This window comes from Limosilactobacillus albertensis (assembly GCF_014145555.1).
GTDB classification, from domain to species: domain Bacteria; phylum Bacillota; class Bacilli; order Lactobacillales; family Lactobacillaceae; genus Limosilactobacillus; species Limosilactobacillus albertensis.
Window position 1 is genome coordinate 1 of sequence record NZ_JACIVD010000078.1, and the last position, 19,035, is coordinate 19,035.

At 41.2% G+C, this 19,035-nt stretch carries 12 protein-coding genes; 7 read left to right on the forward strand and 5 right to left on the reverse strand.

Annotation, left to right across the window (positions count from 1 at the left end; all coding sequences use genetic code 11):
- The first annotated feature begins 90 nt into the window (after nt 1–90).
- Together H5S41_RS11685 and H5S41_RS11690 are read left to right on the forward strand one after the other, a co-directional pair.
- Nucleotides 91–1,059, forward strand: coding sequence for an IS30 family transposase (locus H5S41_RS11685; RefSeq protein WP_085720378.1), 969 nt, complete (start codon nt 91–93; stop codon nt 1,057–1,059).
- A 412-nt stretch (nt 1,060–1,471) separates the two neighbouring features.
- Nucleotides 1,472–2,113, forward strand: a complete 642-nt coding sequence (locus tag H5S41_RS11690) for a TetR/AcrR family transcriptional regulator (RefSeq protein WP_231793400.1) — start codon at nt 1,472–1,474, stop codon at nt 2,111–2,113.
- An 87-nt stretch (nt 2,114–2,200) separates the two neighbouring features.
- Here the strand turns inward: H5S41_RS11690 and H5S41_RS11695 are convergent, their stop codons facing one another.
- Nucleotides 2,201–2,608: a hypothetical protein gene (locus H5S41_RS11695; RefSeq protein ID WP_153709494.1), complete on the reverse strand. Its 408-nt coding sequence runs from the start codon at nt 2,606–2,608 to the stop codon at nt 2,201–2,203.
- A 136-nt stretch (nt 2,609–2,744) separates the two neighbouring features.
- Here H5S41_RS11695 and asp1 point away from each other — a divergent pair, with 136 nt between their 5' ends.
- The 5 genes from asp1 to H5S41_RS11720 all read left to right on the forward strand — a co-directional run bounded on the left by asp1 (nt 2,745) and on the right by H5S41_RS11720 (nt 11,233).
- Nucleotides 2,745–4,286 carry an accessory Sec system glycosyltransferase Asp1 gene (gene asp1 / locus H5S41_RS11700; RefSeq protein ID WP_182603441.1) on the forward strand — a complete coding sequence of 514 codons (1,542 nt, stop codon included), beginning with the start codon at nt 2,745–2,747 and terminating at the stop codon, nt 4,284–4,286.
- Nucleotide 4,287: 1 nt separating this feature from the next.
- Nucleotides 4,288–5,790 (forward strand): glycosyltransferase, encoded by a 1,503-nt coding sequence (locus H5S41_RS11705; RefSeq protein WP_182603442.1) that lies wholly within the window; start codon nt 4,288–4,290, stop codon nt 5,788–5,790.
- Between the two features lie 132 nt (nt 5,791–5,922).
- The gene (locus H5S41_RS11710) at nt 5,923–7,962 is read left to right on the forward strand and encodes a fibrinogen-binding adhesin SdrG C-terminal domain-containing protein (RefSeq protein ID WP_182603443.1); all 2,040 of its coding nucleotides are present in this window, start codon (nt 5,923–5,925) and stop codon (nt 7,960–7,962) included.
- Nucleotides 7,963–8,147: 185 nt separating this feature from the next.
- Nucleotides 8,148–9,830: an alpha-glucosidase gene (locus H5S41_RS11715; RefSeq protein WP_182603444.1), complete on the forward strand. Its 1,683-nt coding sequence runs from the start codon at nt 8,148–8,150 to the stop codon at nt 9,828–9,830.
- A gap of 17 nt (nt 9,831–9,847) precedes the next feature.
- Entirely contained in the window at nt 9,848–11,233 is a 1,386-nt protein-coding gene (locus H5S41_RS11720) for an SLC45 family MFS transporter (protein ID WP_182603445.1), read from the forward strand.
- A 204-nt stretch (nt 11,234–11,437) separates the two neighbouring features.
- Here H5S41_RS11720 and H5S41_RS11725 read toward each other — a convergent pair whose 3' ends face one another.
- The 4 genes from H5S41_RS11725 to H5S41_RS11740 form a co-directional block, all read right to left on the reverse strand.
- The gene (locus tag H5S41_RS11725) at nt 11,438–12,814 is read right to left on the reverse strand and encodes an amino acid permease (RefSeq protein WP_182603457.1); all 1,377 of its coding nucleotides are present in this window, start codon (nt 12,812–12,814) and stop codon (nt 11,438–11,440) included.
- A gap of 193 nt (nt 12,815–13,007) precedes the next feature.
- Nucleotides 13,008–16,178, reverse strand: coding sequence for a carbamoyl-phosphate synthase large subunit (gene carB / locus H5S41_RS11730; RefSeq protein WP_182603446.1), 3,171 nt, complete (start codon nt 16,176–16,178; stop codon nt 13,008–13,010).
- Nucleotides 16,171–17,259: a carbamoyl phosphate synthase small subunit gene (locus H5S41_RS11735; RefSeq protein WP_182603447.1), complete on the reverse strand. Its 1,089-nt coding sequence runs from the start codon at nt 17,257–17,259 to the stop codon at nt 16,171–16,173. Before H5S41_RS11735 ends, carB begins: the two co-directional genes overlap by 8 nt.
- A gap of 364 nt (nt 17,260–17,623) precedes the next feature.
- On the reverse strand, nt 17,624–18,997 hold the full coding sequence (locus tag H5S41_RS11740; RefSeq protein ID WP_182598360.1) for an SLC45 family MFS transporter: 1,374 nt from the start codon (nt 18,995–18,997) through the stop codon (nt 17,624–17,626).
- Nucleotides 18,998–19,035: the final 38 nt, after the last annotated feature.

Here is a 19,035-nt window from a genome sequence, read left to right on the forward strand (position 1 = left end):
CGCCGTTTGTAAAATTAAGTTAGAAAAATAAAAAAGCCATTTGTGATAGACTTTTGAATAACCACAAACAAAAGTAAAGGAACATCACAAATGACTTATAAACATCTTACCACACGTGAACTAACCCTCATAGCTAATTTTTGGCACCAAGGTACGAAGGCTTATCAAGCTGCTAAACTGCTTAAACGAAGCCAAGAAACTATTTACCGAGTCTATCGATTTCTTGATAGCGGTAAGACCATTGCACAGTATCTTAAGGCTTACCAACGGAATAAGCAGCGTTGTGGTCGTAAGCAGGCTCAGCTAGCCAAGGATGAGATCAGCTACATCAATGAGCAGGTTAAAGCGGGCTGGACACCTGATACGATCATTGGTCGAGCAGAACGGACAATTAGCTGTAGTATGCGGACACTTTATCGGATGTTTGCTCGTGGACAGTACAATTTTGCCGTCCAGCAATTACCGATGAAAGGCAAGCGACACCCCAATGGCTATGTCGAACGACGTGGTAAGGCGGGGCATCTCGGTCGGAGTATTTACCAGCGATACCATGATTTTCCTCACTACCAACACGAGTTTGGTCACTTTGAAGCTGATACTGTTCAAGGAAAAGCTCATCGTGGTGCGGTCATGACCTTGGTGGAACGTCAATCTAAGGTGATGATTGTGCTTAACGTTCATCGTAAAACTGATGAAGCAGTTAACTATCACTTGGATAAATGGCTTTCTAAAATACCTCGTCATTTCGTTAAGTCGATTACCTTTGATAATGGTAAGGAATTCGCGGGCTGGCGTGAGATTGCCAATAAACATGATCTTCATACTTATTTTGCGGAGGTTGGAGCGCCCAATCAACGCGGCCTGAATGAAAACAATAATGGTATCTTACGTCGTGACGGTCTCAGTAAACGATTAGACTTCCGTAATTTACCAGATGAACTAATCACCCAGCTGATGCACAAACGAAATACTATTCCACGGAAGTCACTTCACTACCGCACACCACTTGAAGTATTCCTAAGTCACGTCACAGATGAACAGCTTTCAACATTTTTCTAATTTAAATTGACATTTCGGGAGATAATAACAGTAGCGGATATCGCACATTATCGGCTACTAATTAAATGGACGTTTTGTCCGATTGAAGAGCCTAACGAAAAAAGCAACCATTGGCACCACCCTAGAAGAAAGAACTGTTAAGTTTTGGGAGTTTATTTGAAATTATCCTTATTAAAATGAGAAAAAAGATAAGGATATAAAAATAGATTCTTTTCTTCAAAGTTGTTTTTATCGTTAGAATTTCAATTCAGGTGTATCTTAACACCTTATTTATCACTTGTTAACAGTATTGAGAGATTATGCACTAAGAGTGTAAAAGTTCCACTAAAAACATATTTTCTTTAGCTGAGAATCAATTTTTACTATTTTTTAACTTGAAATAGTATTATGCTAAAGTACTAGGAGGTAAAAGATGGATATTCGCAAGATTAATACGTTAAACCGAATAAAAGAAGGATTCATTGCCGTTCTAGATTCTAAAAAACTGTCTGAAGTTACTACAAATGATATTGTGAATAGTGCGGAGATCAGTAAGAAAACCTTCTACAATTACTATCAAAATAAACATGAACTTCTTCATGATATAGAAGATGAATTATTAAATAAGTTACAACAAGCATTGATAACTGATCGTGAGACTTTAAAGAATGACAATCATCTTCCAGATGCTGATGAGATCAAGAATTTAGCTGGTGTTGCTTTTAACCAGACTTTATCATTTTGCAATGAGAACAAGCATTTCTTGGTAAACTTGCTTTCTTCAAATGGTGACATGCAGCTTTATCAAATGATTGTCGAGTTAGCAAACGACGAATTTGATGCTCGTGTCCCATATTTATTTGGTGATATTGATATAAGCAAGGCCGATGTCAAGTCACCGTTGCCATTTGCGTTTATTAAGACGCTCTACATCAATACTATTGTTAATTTATTGATGTTATGGGGTGCGGCACCTGACTCTTTAAGCATTAATGAGATTAAATCGATTGCTGGTTTAGTCCAAACTAAGTCTCCGGTAGAATTGATTGAAATTTATAAGTCATATTCAGAGTAATAATATTAATTTGGATTATATAAACTTTTTAAAATTGATCCCCTAATAATCGGTGATAGACTTCGATTATTAGGGGATTTTATTATATTACTTATCTTTCCAATATCGTGACCGTGTCAGCAATTCGCGTGAGCGTTGGTCAGCAGGACGATAGCCTTTATTAAATAAGTGTCGGAAGTACATCATGTTATAGAAAAAGCCAAAGAAAACAGACGGCCATGGAAATTGTACTAAGCTATTAAGCCCAAAGAAGAGGGCAACTAGTCCATAGTCAAGGGTTAGCACAATCATTAAAATAAAATTGTAATAGTCAGCACGGAAAAGAGCTGGCAGTGGGCCAAACCAAAGAGTTGTCCATGAAAAGCCGACTTTGGCAATTCGGATATCCCCCTGGTCATTAACGATTTTAGCGTAATTTGGTGGTAGGGGGAGATTGTTTAAGTTAAACGGATTTTGGTTATCATTATTATTGTTATTACCAAATGGGTTTTGCATATCTCGTCCACTTCTTTCTATAAATACTAATATTAACACATTGCGCGGTTGATAGGAAACGTCTCACAAGCTTTCAAGGAATATTAACAATTATATGGTAAACTCAAAGTGATAACCATGAAAGGGGAAATAGAGAATGCTTTTTTTCCTAAACGATAATATTCAAAAAAATAAATCAGGGATCGAGCATGCGCAGATTAAACGCTTGCACTTATTTGAAAAGTACCACCAGCCTGCTAAAATCGTTACACGTCAATATTCAAACGAACTTCATTTGGTTACGAACGAAGCAGGGATTAATGACCATGATTTTGTGAACTTATTTGATTATTTCCAAGAAGCTTGTGATGTTCCGCAAAAGAATATCCGTATTAAGGACATTCCGGTTAACCCGCGCTGGGAACGTAAAGCTGATGGAATTAATTATAATTATTATCAAAATGGCAAACGAATTCTCTATGTCCGCCGCCGAAGCGATACTGACCGCCGTGTGATTAACTTACAATACTTTGACCATTTTGGGAAATTGCTGAAAGTCAGCTGGTTTGATAGCCGGGGATTCATTTCAGTCGAGCAGCTTTATGACTGGGAAGGAAAAATGGCTACGGAAAACTACTACCGTCCTGATGGTTCACTTGCTATTCAACTCACTCACCAAAAAGATAAGCGGGATAAAGAGATCAAAACGTACCACCTCTTTAACTATCACGGACATGATTATCATTTTAGTGATTTTGAACAATTGACGCGGTTCTTTCTTGATGAACTGGTTACAAATAAAGAAATTTGTGGTCAGGGATCGGTTGGCTTTATAGTCGATCGGGTCTACGAATTAGGCTGGGCAGTTTTGAATATGAAGCACCGTGTTTTCCGGGTACTACAGTTACATAATGACCATGTTAATAATCCGGCTGACATGCTGCACTCACCGCTTAATTATAACTACGATTGGGGATTGAAGCATCTTCAGGATTGGGATGGGATTATTGCATTAACCCCGCAGCAGCAAAAAGATGTTTACGACCGGTTCGGTAAACTAGGCGTGAAAATCTACCGGATTCCTGGCCCGATTGTCCCAGCGTCCGTTATTGATAAACGGCATGTTCCATTTAAAAAGCGGGCCAAAAACCAAGTAGTAATGGTGGCTCGTCTATCTCCAGAAAAACAGCAGGACCACCTATTAAAGGCATGGCCGCAAGTTTTAAAGTCGGTTCCAGATGCTAAACTGGATTTTTGGGGATATGCTAATGATAACTTCGATAAGACCCTTAATAAAATTGTTACAGAGGAGCAAATCAATAGTTCGGTAACCTTCCATGGCTATACGGATGATGTCAATTCAGTATATGAAGATGCCCAGCTGCTTATTTTGCCGAGCCGTGCTGAAGGATTGCCTTTATCACTGGTAGAAGCCCAATCTCATGGCTTACCGATTGTTGCTAATGATATCAAGTATGGTCCGTCAGACGTAATTATTGACCAGCAAGATGGGTTGCTAACTAAGAATGGTGACATTGATGGATTAGCACAAGCAATTATTAGCTTATTAACAGATCAGGAACGATTGGCGAAAATGAGTGCAAGTGCATACGAAGATAGTAAACGTTATTCGGAACCAAACGTGATGAAATTGTGGAATGAACTGGTGGCTGATATGCAGGCAAAGGGGGAAGAGTAAAGTGTACTTTTTTGTAAATCAGTATTTATTAAGTAGTAACTCTAGTGTTGAACATGCGGAAATGAAACGGCTGGCCTTATTCAAAAAGCATGGCGCCCCTGCAAAATTGGTAACACGTGACTTTGACCCTGTACTCCATGAAACAATAAAAAAATTTGCTTTGACTGATGACCAGCTTATGAATATGTATGATTTCTTTGCTGGAACAACAGATTATCAAGGACAAAAACTCCACACGGAAGACCTGCCCCTGCCAATTGATTATCAGGTTGGGACCGGAAATAACTATCGTGAAGTTAAAGATGGTAACCGGCTTGTTTGTGAAGTTCACTTTGCGGCCGGGACAGTTGGTCAGGTAAACCATGTTGACTATTTTGATATTGCTGGAAACATGACGCTTCGCCAACGTTACGATATTCGTGGTTTTAAGGCCGTGGATGAATTTTTTGGTGAAGATGGACAGATGTATTATAGCCGTTATTACCGTCCAACCGGGCAGGTTTACCTCGAACGCTACTTTGTTAAGTCAGTTGAGAATACACCGATTAACTCTTTGAATGTATTACGTGATTATCAAGGCAAGGATTATTACTTTGATAATCTTGAAGACTTATTTATCTTTTTCCTTGACGAGTTAAACAAAGAAAATGGCGAAAATAATATCTTTATTGCCGATCGTCCAGCAGTGGCAATTAAGCCGGTTCAAAAGATGACCAGCAAAGCAAAGCGGTTCTTGTGGTTGCCAATGAATCAAGTAAACGACGGGCAGGATTTGATAAACGGACCGCTGAATTCAATGCTTGTTGAGCCGATGACAACGGCGGCAAAGAAATGGGACGGCATTATTGTCATGACGGAAAATCAAGCAAAGGTATTACGTCGTCAAATTCATGATGCCATTCCGGTATTGGTAATTAACGGTGCACCAGTATTACAGGAGTACCAGCGAATCAATGAAGCAGATCGGAAGCAAGGACAATTAATTTATGTCGGACGGTTGGCGGAAGATAAGCAGACTAGTCAACTAATTAGCATGTTTGCACAGATTCACCAACAAGTGCCAGCAAGTAAATTAACCCTTTACGGCTATGGGACTGTTGAGGATGTTGATAATTATAAAAAACAGGCTCAAAATATTGGGGTGGGCGATGCTGTTGAATTTGCCGGGTATCAAGTACAGCTGGATGAAGCATATGATCAGGCACAATTATTCGTTGATGCAAGCAGGATTGATGCCCAGCCGCTTGCAATGGGCGAGGCGCTAAATCACGGAGTACCGGTTGTTTCATATGATTACCTTTATGGTCCTGCTGAAATGGTAACCTCAGGACAAAATGGTGAAATCATTCCATTAAACAACCAAGCACGCTTTATTCAGACGGTTGTTAAATTATTACAGGATCAAAATGAACTTCAGCAGTTGAGTGATGGTGCTTATAATAACCTTGCCGGGTTAGCTGATGAAAAAACTTGGCAACAATGGCAACAGTTATCATCTATATAACTAAAAATTGAGTATACTAAAAATTGAGTATAATAGAATAGAAAGATAAGAGCGAAAAAATAATAGTAGTGTTTTTGAAGCCTTTAACTGTTATCTATCGATAAACTAAAGACGGAGAATGAGGGCGTAAAAATGGATAATTATCAAGCAATGAATTTTTATTATGGACTTCTAAATCTACGGGCTGGTTTTTTTAGGGCTAACTTGTGCGAAGTATTGATGCTTGTTGCACAAAGCGTGCCAGACGAAGATCAACAGCCAGAAACGGCATACCAGCCGACGGAAGAAGAATCACAACAAAAGAATCAAGTGACTCCTGATCAGTTGGAATTTGGGTCATTTTATGAAGACGGGCACATTTTGCATAATGTGAAAACTGATACGCAAGCAGACTTTTTCCTTGACCCGACTCGTGAGGATACAGTCAAGTGGCACACAAGTTTTACGGTTGCTAAGGATGTTCGTCCGGCTGACCAGTTTGTTGTTCAGTTATCACCGAACCTGATTATTGCTCCCAATGGTCATCCCCAAAAACCAATTCCAGACTTCACCGATCAAAACGGTGTGGTTATTGCGATGGGCGAGTACTATCCTGAGAAACATCAGCTAGTATATACATTTACTAATTATGTAACGGAACACCGGCAAATAATTGGTGAGCTAACGGGAGAATTGGCGGTTGATCCGTTAACAACGCCTGAGAATAAGTTCGGCCTAGGTTGTTTTATTAGTATTGATGATTATCGTAAAGATTTTACGATTGATGTTGATTATCCTGACCTTGATAATGATATGTTCTTGGGAATTTCTAGTCGAATGATGCAATTCGATCAGGATCAGCACATTTTTACCGATTTAATCTATGTAAATCCTGCCCAAAAAGATCTTAATCATGCTTATATTATTTTTAACACTAGCGACCTTGTTGAAGATTTATCAAATGCCATTGTTAAACCATCGACAATGCGGATTGAAATTTATCGCAATTCTCGTGACTTAAAGCTGCCGCAATCGTATGGGGTAAACCTTCAACGGCTACGGGAAATTACGAACCGCTTCCCTGTTGTTGAAGGCGACCACCTTGTAGAAACGCCACTTACGATGTCATTTGCCGACAATAAGATGCGCTTGAATTTTGCGGCTGACAATACTAACGATTCTTACATTATCAAGGTAATTGGGCAGTATAATGATGAACTTAATGGTGCAGTCCGGTTACGCGCGCGTTTATTTGGCGTTGACCAGCAAAATGTTTACATGAGTAACTCAACGGCGGCAATGGCGGATGGAATACCAATGCAGGCAACTGGTCATGCGGTTCCTAAAGCAGGTGTTAAAACTGCTGATTCAGTTGCCAATGATATGTCAGCGGATGCAGAAATGGATGAGCTCGCAACAAATGTTCCACGTGAATCACCAGAAGTTGTTGCGATGGAAGAACAGAATATTGATATTCCGGTTGATTTAGATGAAACAGATACTAACACAGAGCCGGCAATGGACGAACCATCTGTAGAAGAAGATGTCGTAGAGGAATCATCAGAAATTGAAACAGCAGAAAATCACGATGCAGCGATTTCGCAGGACTTGGATGACACTATTAGTGGTATGGCAAGTGAGGAAATGCCGACAGACAGTGAAGTGCAAGATCACGATGCTGAAGATGAAATGACGACGGACGATATGCCAATGGAGAGTGAGCCTGCTGAATCGATGGCGATGAGTGAGCAAGAAGAAACCACTGCGGATTCATCTGCTTATATTGTCTCTTTTACTGATTCAGCAATGAGTTCCGATAAAGAAATTGAAGATTCAACGGAAGATAGTGAAAGTGCGCAGCCAGTAGTTATGCAAGATACTGTAGGAGGCGATGAATTATCAATCGCATTGAGTGCCCCTGAACAAGAAACAGTATCAAGTGAAGCTGATTCTCCTGCCTCGGCGGAACCTGATTCACTAACAGCAAGAACTAGTGAACAGCCTACTGCGGCACAATCGACTGAACCAGCGTTAGAAGAAATTGTGACTGCGGAACAACAAGTTGAAGAAACGCAAGAGGAGACTTCAACTGCTCCGCTACCGATGCCTGGACGGCGGCCGCCACGTCGGCATGGCCGGTTCCAGAATAATGGTCGGTTAAATCACTCGCTACGTCATTTACGAAGATTTTAAATTTCTAAGTAAGAGGTTGAAAATACGCTTTTCAGCCTTTTTTATTTTACTTAAAATGTAATCGTTTACATAAAACTCTTGCAATTAAAAATATAGGTGTTAATATTTAATTGAGCTCAAGTAAACGTTTACATTAATGATTAAAAGCAAAAATCACGTAATTTTATGGAGAGAGGTTTTATTTTATGGAAAATAATCATTGGTGGAATAAATCAGTTGTTTATCAAATCTACCCCAAAAGCTTCCAAGATACTAATCATGATGGTGTCGGCGACCTTCGCGGAATTATTGACCGTCTTGACTATATTAAGAAACTTGGTGCCGATGTTATTTGGTTAAATCCGATTTATGAGTCGCCACAGGTTGATAATGGTTATGACATTAGCAACTATGAGGCAATCAATCCGACACTTGGTAACATGGATGATTTTCAAGAATTGATCGATGGAATTCATGAACGAGGAATGAAACTGGTCATGGATTTGGTTGTTAACCATACTTCTGATCAACATAACTGGTTTAAGGAGTCACGAAAAGGGAAGGATAACCCATATCGTGATTATTATATCTGGCGTGACGGTAAAGACGGCAAAGAGCCAAATAATTGGGGATCATACTTCTCAGGTGCTGCTTGGAAATATGATGACGAATCTGGTCAATACTATCTCCACCTTTTTGCTCCTGAACAACCAGACCTTAACTGGGAAAATCCACAAGTTCGCCACTCTGTCTATGACATGATGAATTGGTGGGCTGCCAAAGGGGTTGATGGTTTCCGTATGGATGTTATTAACCTGATTTCCAAACCGGATGGACTGCCAGATGCTAAGAAGAGCGGTGATGAGAAATACGCCAATGTTGAACCGCTCGTATCAAACGGTCACCGGATTCATGAATTCTTGCAAGAAATGAATAAGAACGTCATGAGTAAACACAAGATGGTAACGGTCGGTGAAACACCGGGAGCTACGCCAAAAGATGCTGAAAAATATGCCAGTCTCGATAATAAAGAGTTAAACATGATTTTCCAGTTTGAGCACATGGGTCTTGATAGTAATCCTAATCCAGCTCTTGGCAAGTGGGATGACCGTAAAACCAGTCTTAAGGATTTGCGGGCAAACTTAACGAAGTGGCAAGAAAAGCTTTATGGTAAGGCTTGGAACTCGCTTTATTGGAATAATCATGATCAGCCACGGGTTGTGTCCCGTTTTGGTAATGACCAAACAGAAGATTATCGTGTCAAATCAGCCAAGATGTTAGCGACGATGACCCACATGATGCAAGGAACACCGTACATTTATGAAGGGGAAGAAATTGGAATGACCAATGCCTACTTCCCAAAGCTTGAAGATTACGTTGACCTTGAATCAATCAATGCTTATCACCAACTGGTTGATGACCAGCATTTGCTTGATGGTAAGACAATGATGAAATACATTGCTATTCATTCACGTGATAATGCCCGGACACCAATGCAATGGGATGATAGCGAGTATGCTGGATTTTCGGATCATACGCCATGGGAGAAGGTTAACCCTAACTATAAGCAGATTAACGTCAAGAATGCCTTGGCAGATAAAAATTCAATCTTCTACTACTACCAAAAGCTGATTGAGTTGCGCCACACAATGCCGGTAATTACTAATGGAAAATATGCATTGGTTCCTGGCAATGACGATGATGAACAAATCTTTGCATATACACGGCAAGACGATGATACGACCTTATTAGTAATCTTGAATTATACTGATGAGACTGTAAATCGCCATTATGATGTACCGGCTGATGCGAAATTGCTGATTAGTAATTACGAGGATGACCAAAATGACACCATCCGTCCATATGAAGCTAAGGTTTATCAATATTAGAGTGGGGATGAACGATTATGGATAAGTCACTTTCAAATTCGGAACAAAAAGTAGAAACGAAACAGATTGATCTTGATACGGGAATGCCTGATTTACCCAAGAAAGAATTGTTTGCAATTACGTTTGCCTTTCTTGGAATTAACATGGCGTTCTCACTGCAAAGCTCGCAAATGAGCCGTATTTGTCAGACGATTGGTGCCAATCCTAATAATCTTGGTTTCTTCTTCATTTTTCCGCCATTAATGGGGATGATTGTTCAACCAATTATGGGGAAGATGTCAGACCGAACATGGAACCGTTTTGGTCGGCGGTTGCCATACCTGTTATTTGGAACCCCAATTGCGGCGTTAGTTTTAATTATGTTGCCATTCTCTGGCTCGCTTGGCTTTGGATATGGTTCAATGGCTGCGATGATTTATGCTGCTACGGCGGTATGTTTGATGGACTTATTTAGTAATATTTGTATGCAGCCATCACGGATGATTGTTGGTGACATGGTTAATAATAAGCAAAAAAACTTTGCCTGGTCCTGGCAGCAAGTCTTTTCTAATGGTGGCGGAATCTTAGCTACGATCTTGCCATTTATCTTTACGATGTTTGGAATGTCAAATACTGCCAAAAAGGGTGTTGTTCCTAATACCGTTATCTGGTCATACCTTTGTGCAGCGGCCGTTTTGCTTATTACCGGTTTGTGGACCGTCTTTAATGTTAAGGAATATGATCCAGAAACATATGCAAAGTACCACCACATTGATCCGACTGAGCAAAACAAATCAGTTAGTCTTTGGAAGTTAGTTAAAACCGCACCACGGGCTTTCTGGGAAATTAACCTTGTTCAGCTATTTAGCTGGTTTGCAATCATGTATGTTTGGACATATACTACCGGAACTTGTGCTCGTAATATTTGGCACACTTCTGATGTAACTTCTGCTGGCTATCAAGCCGCTGGTAACTGGTACGGGATCTTAACGGCTGTTTATAGTATTGCCGGTATTGTATGGGGCTTGATTTATGCCCACGCTAAGGCCGGTTCACGGAAGAAATGGTACACATTTGGAATGATTGTTGGTGGCTTAGGTTTAATCTGGATGACTTTTGTAACAACTAAGACGACTTCAATTATTGCGATGATTATGTTTGGAATTGGTAACTTTAGTATTAATACCATTCCGTTTACCCTTCTTACTTCATCTCTCAATGGTAAAAACGAAGGGGCATACCTGGGACTCTTTAATGTCGGAATCTGTGTGCCACAAATTATTGCATCGCTATGCAGTTTCTTCCTCTTCCCGCTTGTTGGTCACAATCAACCAATGATGCTTTTGCTTGGCGGGATTTCCCTTCTTATCGGGGCATTGGCTGTCCAAACGATCCATGAGGGGGTTACGGTTAAAGAAGCATAGGATACTAAGATGAATTTCTCCTTTATAAAACATAAATATCTGTAAAAAAGGGAGCGTGACAGAAGTCATTTATGACTTCGTCTTCACGCCCCCGCAAGCACAAATAGAGCTCCAGAGTTCGGATCTTACCGAACACTGGAGCTCATTTGTGTACTGCGCTGTTCGTGTTTTATCTAAGTAATAGGACTTATGTCACAACCTCTTTTACTTTAATTTGATTTTATCGAGAGGGATAAGGTGGGTATGATGACGAATCTTATAGTAGAGATAAAAGCCAACAAAGAGGGGTACGCTCATGTAAGTAATAAGGATATTTGACCAGTCAAGTTTGATGAAGGCATTAATGTTTTGCCCAGCAATGACAATGATGCATAAGACGAAAGCAAAGATTGGGCCAAACGGGAAAAGGGCGGCATGGTATGTGAGTTCATTAAGGTGGTGGCCCTGTTTAAGGAATCCGCGCCGAAAACGATAATGAGCGATTGCAATTCCCAACCACTCCATGAAACCAGCTAAACTAGTGGCACTAATTAAGTAGTTATAAACGTTTGGGCCGATGAATTGTAGTCCCCAGAGAGCTAAACTTAGGACAGACATGGCAAGGAAACTGATGATTGGAACTCCGCGCCGGTTAACGTCCTTGAACCCTTTCCATAAGAACCCCTCCATTGATTGTGAGAAGAGGATACGTGAAATAGCATATAGCCAAGAGTTGGCTGACGAAACTACTGCGATTAAGATTACAAAGTTCATGATTCCAGCGGCATAACGCAGACCAGCATATTGAAAAATCAGGGTAAATGGACTGGTAATGATATCTTGGACATTGGAGCTAAGCAGCCGTTTATCGGTGTAGGGAAGAATGCAGGCAATGACTGAGATTGTCAAAATATAAAATAATAAGATCCGCCAGAATGTTGCGTGAATTGCCTTTGGGATGCTGTGCTTTGGGTCAGCCGATTCACCAGCAGCGATTCCGACCATTTCAGTCCCCTGAAACGAAAACCCGGAAACAACGAAAGCACTAATGATTCCTGGAATACCGTTAACGAAAGGGGCTTGTTTATAGGTAAAATTCTTAAAGCCAATGGCCGGATGGTTGCCGACTAGTCCAAGAATTATGCCGATTCCGACGATAAGAAAAATAATTACAGCGGCAACTTTTAATAAGGAGAGCCAAAATTCCGCTTCACCATATGCCCGGACGGAAAAGTAATTAATAGTAAAAATAATAACAAAGGCGAGCAGGCTAAAAATCCACGCTGCAATGTGGGGAAACCAAAAATTCATGACGATCCCAACGGTTGATAGCTCAACAGCAATCGTAATTGCGCCCCCGAACCAATAATTCCAGCCCATCGCAAAGCCGAGCGCGGGATCAACATAATGGGTTGCGTATTCTGCAAAGGAGCCACTGCGCAGGTTGTAAGTAGCCATTTCCGCGAGACTCGTCATTAGGAAGAAAACCATCAACCCCATGATGAAGTATGCGACTAAGCTGCCGCCAGGACCAGCAGTTGTAATTGCTGAACCACTAGCAATGAATAAGCCGGTTCCAATGGTTCCGCCGAGGGCAATCATGGAAAGGTGACGAGATTGAAGCGTATGTCTAATGTGTCCCAACTGATTTTGACGATTCAAGTTAATAAGCCTCCTAAAACAATATCATAATTAGATTTTAGTAGTGAGAAGGCGAAATGTTAAATGCCTATTATCAGGGGTTGGCTATGCAGAATGGTTATACTTTTACCATGGTTAGTTAACAAGGCCCAGCCTATTCAATTGTTATCGTTTCAAGTGCTTGGCTTTCTTTCATGCTGAGCAGGGCGCGAACAGTATCAAGCGAGGTCATTAATGGCACGTTTTGGGCGATTGTATCTTGGCGAATCTTGAACCCAGCTGAATCCTGTTCATAGTCATGTTGCATTGTGTTAATTACAAGGTCGATTTTGCCGTCTTTAAGCAACTGTTTGATTTTATCTGTTCCTTGGACCACCCTCATAATATGAACATTGTTATTTTCCAGAAAATCAGCAGTTTCGCCAGTTGTAATAATCTGCCAGCCGATTTTTCTAAGACGGGTTGCAATCGGCAAAATTTTGTCCTCGTTACTGTGTTCGATTGTCAGTAATACTTTACCGTAATTTGGCAATTGAACATGGGCGCCAACAAATGCCTTGCGTAATGCTTTCGCAAAAGTCTGATCGCTACCCATAACTTCTCCGGTCGATTTCATTTCTGGGCCAAGGAAGGAATCAACCCCTGCTAATTTATTAAAACTAAAGACTGGTGCTTTAACATGGACAGTTTGCGGTTCAGGATAGAGACCGTTTGTAAATCCCTGATCTGCAAGTGATTGTCCCAGAATAACTTTTGTTGCTACCTGGGCCATTTCAATTCCCGTAATTTTACTGAGGAATGGGACTGTCCGACTTGCTCGAGGGTTCACTTCTAGGATATAAACCTCATGATTATGAATAATGAATTGAATATTCATGATTCCCACGCATTTGAGGGCGACCGCTAATTTTTTAGTTGCATTGACAATTTGCTGTTTAATATCATTGTCAAAATGCTGCGGAGGGTAAACAGCCATTGAATCGCCAGAGTGGACTCCAGCGTGCTCAATGTGTTCCATAATACCGGGAAGAAGGACGTCTTGACCATCACAAATTGCGTCAACTTCACACTCACGGCCATCAAGATAAGCATCAATTAAGATTGGGTGGTCAGCGGTGACTGTCGCGTTTTGTTGAAGGTACTGCTGCAATTCATCTTGGTTGTAGACAATTTCCATTGCTTTACCGCCAAGGACATAGCTAGGACGGACAAGTACCGGGTAGCCGATTTTTGTTGCTGCCTTAATCACGTCCGCATGATTAGTAGCTGTTAAGCCGATTGGCTGCTTTAATTTAAGGTCATTGATAACTTTATCAAACACTTCCCGATCTTCTGCAGCATCAAGGTCCTTGACTGTTGTCCCCAAGATTTTAACCCCGTTAGCGGCCAAATCAGCAGCTAAATTAATGGCAGTCTGCCCGCCAAACTGAACGATTACGCCCTGAGGATGCTCTAAGTCGATTACGTTAAGGACGTCTTCAAGCGTTAACGGTTCAAAATACAGCTTGTCAGAGATTGAAAAATCAGTTGAGACTGTTTCAGGGTTGGAGTTAATAACGATTGCCTTATAGCCAGCACGTTGAATTGCTCTAACACAATGGACGGTAGCGTAATCAAACTCAACCCCTTGACCAATTCGAATGGGACCAGAGCCAATGACCAGAATAGATGGCTGTTTGGTTCGTTGACTTTCGCTTTCGTGGTCATATGAGCTATAGAAGTAAGGTGTTGAAGATGCAAACTCTGCGGCACAGGTATCAATCATTTTATAAACAGGGATGATTTCGTTTTGCTTACGGAAAGCCCGAATTTTTGCGGAAGTAGTTTTCCATAGGTTGGCAATGGTCTGGTCACTAAAACCGTACTTTTTAGCAGTTGTTAACGTCTCGGGGTCAAAAGGATTGTCACTGAGTTCCCCCTCTAATTCAACGAGGTGCTTGACGATATCAAGAAAGTAAACGGAAATTTTAGTGAGGTCGTGAACCTGAGAAAGAGAGTAGCCGCGGCGAAAGGCTTCAGCAAGGCAGAAAAGGCGGTCGTCTTGAGGGTGGATAAGCTTATCCTTTAGTTCAGCTGCAGTTGCCCCGTGCGCAAGAGGTGAGAATAAATCTTTTTCGTCGATTTCAAGAGAACGGATAGCCTTGTGCAGGGCTTCTTCAGCAGTTCGACCAATTGCCATTACTTCACCAGTGGCTTTCATTTGACTGCCAAGGTGCCGATCTGCCTGGGTGAATTTATCAAAGGGCCAACGGGGGATCTTGCAGACGACGTAATCGAGGGCTGGTTCAAATTCAGCATAAGTTGTTTTGGTAACGGGATTCTTAATTTCATCAAGCGTTAACCCTACCGCGATTTTTGCGGCCATCTTGGCAATTGGGTAACCGGTAGCTTTTGAAGCGAGGGCTGAAGATCGGGATACCCGGGGATTTACTTCAATGACATCATAATGATAACTATGGGGGTCCAGAGCCAGCTGAACATTACAGCCTCCTTCGATTTTAAGCGCGCGAATAAGTTTTAATGCGCAATCCCGCAACATCTGATATTCACGGTCGGTCAGGGTTTGGTTCGGAGCGAAAACAATTGAATCACCGGTATGAATGCCAACAGGGTCAAAGTTTTCCATACAACAAACCACCATTACGTTATCGGCGGCATCCCGCATAACTTCAAATTCGATTTCCTTATAACCAGCAATCGATTTTTCAATTAAACACTGGGTAGTTGGCGATAGCTCAAGACCGTTCTTAGCGATAGAATTCATTTCAGTATCGTCATGACAAATACCGCCGCCAGTTCCGCCCATGGTAAAGGCTGGTCGTACAATTACCGGATAGCCAATCTGGTGAGCAAAGGTAAGTGCTTCATCGATTGAATTGACCGTTTGGGAGGCTGGAACCGGTTCCCCAAGGTCTTCCATCAATTCCTTAAACTTTTCCCGATCTTCTGCTTCGTCAATCGATTCAAGCTTCGTTCCAAGCAATTCAATCCCTAGTTCATCAAGAATCCCTGTTTTTGAAAGGGCAACGGCGAGGTTTAAACCGATCTGACCACCAAGTGTTGGCAAAATAGCGTCGGGGTATTCTTGGCGAATAATTCGGGATACTGAGTCAACAGTTAATGGCTCAATATAAACGTGATCAGCAATTTCAGTATCGGTCATAATGGTAGCAGGGTTAGAGTTTACAAGGATCGTCTCATAACCTTCTTCACGTAATGCAAGACAAGCCTGGGTGCCTGAATAGTCAAATTCGGCTGCTTGACCGATGATAATGGGACCAGAACCAATGACCAGAATCTTATGAATATCAGTACGTTTAGGCATATGCAGGAACCTCCTTGTGGCTGTCAATTAATTTCATGAATTTATCGAACAAAGCGTCAGCGTCATGCGGTCCCGGTGCCGCATCAGGGTGGAATTGAACTGAGAATGCGGGATATTTAATATGTTCAAGCCCCTCAACTGTTCCATCATTGATTTCAGTGTGGGTTATCTTAAGGTCTGTGTTGGCAATTGACGCTGGATCGACTGCATAACCGTGGTTTTGCGAGGTAAAAGCAATCTTGCCGGTGTGGAGGTCGCAAACAGGGTGGTTGAAACCACGGTGACCAAATTTCATTTTGTATGTTTGAGCACCATTAGCGAGTGCAAAAATCTGGTGGCCCATGCAAATGCCGAAAATAGGAATATGTTGTTCAATTTCAGCAACCATTTCGGCCGCAGATTCCATTTCGGTTGGGTCGCCAGGACCATTTGAAAGTAAAACACCATCAGGATTGAGGTTCATTACCTCGCTAGCAGTGGCATTGTATGGGAGTACGGTGACGTTGCAGTTACGTTTGTTCAGCTCACGAAGGATACTATTCTTCATTCCAAAGTCAATAACGATAATATTACGTTTAAGACCAGGGTTAGCGTAGGCTTCTTTGGTTGATACCTTGCTAATGATGCCCTTGGTTGGTGTTGAATTTTGGAGAAGAGCGACGGTTTTTTCAGTGTTGGCTAAGGTGTCAGTCATTATTCCACGCAGGGTTCCATACTGACGCAGTTTACGGACTAGTTCACGGGTATCGATTCCGGATAAGCCGGGAATGTTGTTTTTTTCAAGAAAGGCTGGTAATGATTCAGTCATCTTCCAATTGCTTGGCACACGGGCAATTTGGTGACAAATAACACCTTTGATCTGGGGGTGCAGGGTTTCATTATCTTCACTATTAATGCCGTAATTACCAATGAGCGGATTAGTAAAGACTAAGATTTGATTAGCGAATGACTGGTCAGTAATTGCCTCTTGGTAACCGACCATTCCGGTAGTAAAGACAACTTCACCAGGGGAAAACATGGTGCTACCAAAGGCTTCACCAGTATAAACAGTACCATCTTCTAGAATTAAATATCGTTTCATGAGTTTCATCCTTTCCTGAAAAACCCTTCCACTGATCACAAAAACTAGCCGCGTTGAAAAAAAGTTTAATAAAAAAACGCTTAATCCATTTGAAAAATAGGCTAAGCGTATACAAAAAATTGAATATATTATGTATATTTCAATGTTAGTAATTCAACGCTGACCTTGTTAGTCTCACGGGACCAAATTAAAGGATAATGATTGATACTAAGTTACTGTAAAATTATTCTTTTGTCAAGCATATACTGCATGTTTATTCAAAATATCAAATATTTAAACATTTTATATGCATAAATGCTTGTTAACATTATAGCAGATAAAAGGCTGGAAAAAACAAAATTTTTTCCAGCCTTTTGACATTAAATTATTCAGCATAAGTTTCTTTAATAAAGAGAACTGCGATTGCACCCAAGAGGGCAGAAATACCTGTGATGAGCATCATGTTAACTTGTGAACTGCCTAGTAGTGGGAAAAGGCCAAAACTAAGAAGTGAAGCAACCATTTGTGGTACACAGATCGAACCGTTGAATAGTCCGAGGTAGGTACCCATATGCTTACCAGATAAGGCATTTGTGACCATAGTTAATGGGTAGGTATTCATTGATGCCCATGCGATTCCGATTAAGATAAATGAGAAGATAAGGGCATTTTGTGAATGAATAAAGAAGATTGATGTGTATCCAATTGCACCAAGCAACAAACTAATGGAGTAACCTGCTTTATGGTGGTTGTTAGGAACCTTAGCTAAAACATATGACCAAACAACAGCGGCAACTGATTGAACAGCAGTCATAACACCATACCAGTTACCGGCGGCTTGATAAGCAGCTGATGAAGCATCAGTTGTTACCCATACGTTCTTGGCAATTGCACCGACAGCGTAAGTTGAAAGGTATTGGAATGAGAACCAGCAGAAGAATTGAACTAATGCAACATTCCAGAATACTCGTGGAGCGTGCTTTAGGAGAGTAACCCAGTTGCCGCCCTTTTTATTGTCTTCCTCAGAAATACCATGATAACGAGCATAAGTTGCCGGATCATATTCATGAACACGGAAGATAGTAAAGAGACAGGTAATAACTAAAATAACTGCACCAACGTAGAATGAAACTACAACTGATTGAGGGACAACACCCTTTTTAGCAGTATTTGGAACACCCCACCAGGTTAAGAGGAATGGGAAGATGGCGGCTAGTACGGCACCAGTATTACAGATTAAACTTTGAATCCCGTATGCGTAACTCTTTTGGTCATCGTTAACCATATCACCAACCATCATCTTAAATGGCTGCATTGCCATATTTGATGACAGGTCAAGGAAGGCAACGGTAATCGCACCAAACCAAAGGGCAGCTAATGAACCGTAGCCGAAACCAAAACTTCCGGAATTAGGAAGCAAAATCATTACAATCACGGCAATGATCATCCCAATTAACAAGTAAGGAAGACGACGGCCACCAAGCTTTGGTGCCCATGTCCGGTCAGAGTAATAACCGATAATTGGCTGAACAATTAATCCTGCAAGCGGTGGTAGCAAGAAGAACCACCCCAAATTATTTGGATTAGCACCGATCGTTTGGAAGATACGGCTCATTTGCGAACCTTGTAACGTAAAGGCGATTTGAACACCAAGGAAACCAAAGTTAATCATCCAAATGGTACTCTTTGGTAAAATTGGTAATCCACTCGTCGAAGCTTTTTGGTCTTGGTTAAGTACAGTAGACTCATCCTGACTCATAATAAACAACTCCTAACGAAAAAATATAAAATAATTGC

What these genes read in the sequence shown, in the direction of transcription:
- asp1 (WP_182603441.1), top strand. Translation starts at nt 2,745, where the DNA reads ATGCTTTTTTTCCTAAACGATAATATTCAAAAAAATAAATCAGGGATC.
- H5S41_RS11735 (WP_182603447.1), bottom strand. Translation starts at nt 17,259, where the DNA reads ATGAAACGATATTTAATTCTAGAAGATGGTACTGTTTATACTGGTGAA.
- H5S41_RS11715 (WP_182603444.1), top strand. Translation starts at nt 8,148, where the DNA reads ATGGAAAATAATCATTGGTGGAATAAATCAGTTGTTTATCAAATCTAC.
- H5S41_RS11740 (WP_182598360.1), bottom strand. Translation starts at nt 18,997, where the DNA reads ATGAGTCAGGATGAGTCTACTGTACTTAACCAAGACCAAAAAGCTTCG.
- H5S41_RS11710 (WP_182603443.1), top strand. Translation starts at nt 5,923, where the DNA reads ATGGATAATTATCAAGCAATGAATTTTTATTATGGACTTCTAAATCTA.
- carB (WP_182603446.1), bottom strand. Translation starts at nt 16,178, where the DNA reads ATGCCTAAACGTACTGATATTCATAAGATTCTGGTCATTGGTTCTGGT.
- H5S41_RS11685 (WP_085720378.1), top strand. Translation starts at nt 91, where the DNA reads ATGACTTATAAACATCTTACCACACGTGAACTAACCCTCATAGCTAAT.
- H5S41_RS11695 (WP_153709494.1), bottom strand. Translation starts at nt 2,608, where the DNA reads ATGCAAAACCCATTTGGTAATAACAATAATAATGATAACCAAAATCCG.
- H5S41_RS11720 (WP_182603445.1), top strand. Translation starts at nt 9,848, where the DNA reads ATGGATAAGTCACTTTCAAATTCGGAACAAAAAGTAGAAACGAAACAG.
- H5S41_RS11690 (WP_231793400.1), top strand. Translation starts at nt 1,472, where the DNA reads ATGGATATTCGCAAGATTAATACGTTAAACCGAATAAAAGAAGGATTC.
- H5S41_RS11725 (WP_182603457.1), bottom strand. Translation starts at nt 12,814, where the DNA reads ATGATTGCCCTCGGCGGAACCATTGGAACCGGCTTATTCATTGCTAGT.